Source organism: Pseudomonas sp. (assembly GCF_049645325.1).
GTDB lineage: Bacteria > Pseudomonadota > Gammaproteobacteria > Pseudomonadales > Pseudomonadaceae > Aquipseudomonas.
Map to the genome: position 1 here is coordinate 1 of NZ_JBARTQ010000120.1, position 2,434 is coordinate 2,434.

At 59.1% G+C, this 2,434-nt stretch carries 3 protein-coding genes; 2 read left to right on the top strand and 1 reads right to left on the bottom strand.

The features are described 5' to 3' along the window. Positions 1 to 42 precede the first annotated feature (42 nt). Positions 43 to 753, bottom strand: coding sequence for a TraX family protein (locus WBB95_RS05185; protein WP_424486582.1), 711 nt, complete (start codon positions 751 to 753; stop codon positions 43 to 45). Positions 754 to 861: 108 nt separating this feature from the next. On the opposite strand from WBB95_RS05185, the gene WBB95_RS05190 reads away from it, so the two are divergent. Continuing rightward, the gene (locus WBB95_RS05190; protein ID WP_424486583.1) at positions 862 to 1,902 is read left to right on the top strand and encodes a low specificity L-threonine aldolase; all 1,041 of its coding nucleotides are present in this window, start codon (positions 862 to 864) and stop codon (positions 1,900 to 1,902) included. Positions 1,903 to 2,086: 184 nt separating this feature from the next. Beyond that, positions 2,087 to 2,287: a hypothetical protein gene (locus WBB95_RS05195; protein ID WP_424486584.1), complete on the top strand. Its 201-nt coding sequence runs from the start codon at positions 2,087 to 2,089 to the stop codon at positions 2,285 to 2,287. Positions 2,288 to 2,434 lie beyond the last annotated feature (147 nt).

A 2,434-nucleotide genomic window follows, 5' to 3' on the forward strand; every position in this document is an offset into this window, starting at 1 on the left:
CTGGCCCACCGCTTTCGCGAGCAAGCCCGCTCCCACAGGGGGTTAGGCGATGATCTTTCGAAGCAGTAGCAGCAGTAAGAAATGCGCTGGATAAAGGGCATACGCCCAACGGCGCATGGCCGGTGGCGAGACATTTTGGGCATGTCGCAACAAGACCAAACCGGCCAATGGCGCGATCAGGCACGCGGCCAATCCCATCAATGCCACCGGTGTGCCGCTATTGAGCAAAATCTGCCACTGGTTAGCCGCCACGCAGACCAATCCCGGCAACACGCTGAAATACCATGGCCGGCGAAACACCCACAACATCGCCAGCGGCAGCAATACGCCGAAAAATCCGAACATCAAATGCGTGGAGAATACTCCCGCCAATGCGAGCGCGATCAGCGCCAATCCTCGATCAATAAGCGCCTTCTGCTGCCATCCTCGGGCAACCAGCAAGCCCAGCGCCAGGGTTGGCAGCACGTTCAACGTATCGGCATCGTCGATAAACATTCGGTACGGCACTTCACTGATCACACTGAACAGCAACAGCCAGCCCAGGTAGCGCCACTGGCCGGTCACCGGTGCGTTTCTCACCCGGTGCAAATTCGCCGCAATCGCCAGGCAAAACCATGGGAAGGCCAGGCGCCCCGGCACATACAGACCATCGAGGCTCAAACCGACATACCGCAGGTGGTCCAGCACCATGCTCAGCAGCGCCAGCCACTTGAGCAAATCCAAAGCGCCGTCGCGCGCGCGGACGACAGACATCGCTTGAGTACCGTGCATAATTCCCCAGTGACTTTGCATTTACAGTGCGTGCGCACGCCTGACAATCTTGGTTAAAGTGCGCACCAACATCGACCACAGGAATGGGCCATGACCGACAAGAGCCAACAATTCGCCAGTGACAACTATTCCGGCATCTGCCCGGAAGCCTGGGCCGCCATGGAACAAGCCAACCAGGGCCATCAACGCGCGTATGGCGATGATGAATGGACCCACCGCGCCGCCGACGGTTTCCGCAACTTGTTCGAAACCGACTGCGAAGTGTTCTTCGCCTTCAACGGCACGGCGGCCAACTCCCTGGCGCTGTCTTCGTTGTGCCAGAGCTACCATAGCGTGATTTGCTCGGAAACCGCCCACGTCGAAACCGACGAATGCGGCGCGCCGGAGTTTTTCTCCAACGGCTCCAAGCTGCTCACCGCGCGCACCGAGAACGGCAAGCTGACCCCGGAATCGATCCGCGAGATCGCCCTCAAGCGCCAGGACATTCACTACCCGAAACCGCGCGTGGTCACCCTGACTCAGGCCACCGAAGTCGGCAGCGTGTACACCCCGGAAGAAATCCGCGCGATCAGCGCCACCTGCAAAGAACTGGGCCTGAACCTGCACATGGACGGCGCGCGCTTCTCCAACGCCTGCGCATTCCTCGGCTGCTCCCCGGCCGACCTGACCTGGAAAGCCGGCGTCGACGTACTGTGCTTTGGCGGCACCAAAAACGGCATGGCCGTTGGCGAGGCGATCCTGTTCTTCAACCACAAGCTGGCCGAAGACTTTGATTACCGCTGCAAACAGGCCGGCCAGCTGGCGTCGAAAATGCGCTTCCTGTCTGCCCCGTGGGTAGGCTTGCTGGAAAACGACGCCTGGCTCAAACACGCCCGCCACGCCAACCACTGCGCGCAACTGCTGAGTAGCCTGGTGACGGATATTCCCGGCGTGGAATTGATGTTCCCGGTGCAGGCCAACGGCGTGTTCCTGCAACTGTCGGAAGCCGCCATTGAGGCGCTGACGGCCAAGGGCTGGCGTTTCTACACCTTCATCGGCAAAGGCGGCGCGCGGTTCATGTGTGCGTGGGATACAGAGGAGGAGCGTGTAAGAGAATTAGCCGCCGACATCCGTGAGGTCATGGGCGCTTAAGCGCAACGAATACTGGCGGATTGCCGAGACTGTTTTTTGATATTTCTGACAGTAACGCCCTGCGTTTTATTGGCTAGCCTCTTGGAGCCCGGAAGGAAAAAGCCGCTGCAGCGGCGCTCTTTTCGGCAACAACTGCCTGCCGAATAATCGGCCGGAAACGGACATCCAGCAGAGGGCTACACCGATGGAATATCAAATCTACGGCAACACCGTGCGCAGTGCAGACGCTATCAGCACCACCGTCATCGACTGGGACGACTTCAGGAAGTTCGCCAAAGTCGGTGACACCATCCGGGAGCCGTCGAGAACGCTGACCATTACCGAAAAAGTCTACGAATCGACAGCTTCAGGCCAGAACTTCGTCATCCACATCTATGCCCAATAAGCGTCAGCGCCTAAGGGCCGCATGATTGATCGTTCCCACGCTCTGCGTGGGAATGCATCAAACAAACTGTGGGAGCGGGCTTGCTCGCGAATGAGGTGGATCAGTCAACATGTTCGGCGACTGACACTCCGCATTCGCGAGCAAGCC

Coding starts and splice junctions, on each gene's coding strand:
- WBB95_RS05185 (WP_424486582.1), bottom strand. CDS start 753: ATGTCTGTCGTCCGCGCGCGCGACGGCGCTTTGGATTTGCTCAAGTGG.
- WBB95_RS05190 (WP_424486583.1), top strand. CDS start 862: ATGACCGACAAGAGCCAACAATTCGCCAGTGACAACTATTCCGGCATC.
- WBB95_RS05195 (WP_424486584.1), top strand. CDS start 2,087: ATGGAATATCAAATCTACGGCAACACCGTGCGCAGTGCAGACGCTATC.